Raw genomic sequence first — 637 nt, 5'->3', positions numbered from 1 at the left:
GTCGAGGCGGAAGGCAATCCACTCCTCCAGATCCTCGACGCTGTCGCAGCCGACACAGAGCTTGATGAGATTGAGTGACATGCCCCAAGATTTAGCCAGGCAGACCAGAGCGTCAATGTCCTGAGCGAGTTCTCCACAGTGCCGGTTCGTGGGCCAGTCCCCTCAGCACTCGACGACGTTTACCGCCAGCCCGCCGAGACTGGTCTCTTTGTACTTCTCGTTCATGTCGAGGCCGGTCTGGCGCATGGTCTCGATCGCCGCGTCGAGCGGCACGAAATGCGTGCCATCGCCCTTGATGGCGAGCGAAGCGGCGGTGACCGCCTTGACCGCGCCCAGCGCATTGCGCTCGATGCAGGGCACCTGCACCAGGCCGCCGACCGGATCGCAGGTCATGCCGAGATGATGCTCCAGCGCGATCTCGGCGGCGTTCTCCACCTGCTCCGGCGTGCCGCCCATCACCGCGCATAGGCCCGCCGCAGCCATCGCCGAGGCCGAACCCACCTCGCCCTGGCAGCCGACCTCGGCGCCGGAGATCGAGGCGTTGGACTTGATGATGCCGCCGACGGCGGCCGCGGTGAGCAGGAAGTCGCGAATGCTCGGCTGGTCGGCCTCGGGATGAAAATGCAGCCAGTAGCGC

At 65.8% G+C, this 637-nt stretch carries 1 protein-coding gene and 1 pseudogene; both read right to left on the bottom strand.

Annotated elements, in window-relative coordinates; all coding sequences use genetic code 11:
• Nucleotides 1-81, bottom strand: a pseudogene (locus tag EOA29_RS39105) (DUF1489 domain-containing protein); the annotation flags it as partial.
• 81 nt (nucleotides 82-162) lie between these two features.
• Nucleotides 163-637 (bottom strand): L-serine ammonia-lyase, iron-sulfur-dependent, subunit alpha (locus EOA29_RS39100; RefSeq protein ID WP_189479173.1); only part of this gene is annotated, 475 nt, incomplete at its 5' end.

The organism is Mesorhizobium sp. M1E.F.Ca.ET.063.01.1.1, from assembly GCF_003998155.1.
Classification (GTDB): Bacteria; Pseudomonadota; Alphaproteobacteria; order Rhizobiales; family Rhizobiaceae; genus Mesorhizobium.
This window is presented reverse-complemented; position numbering and strand designations above follow the sequence as displayed.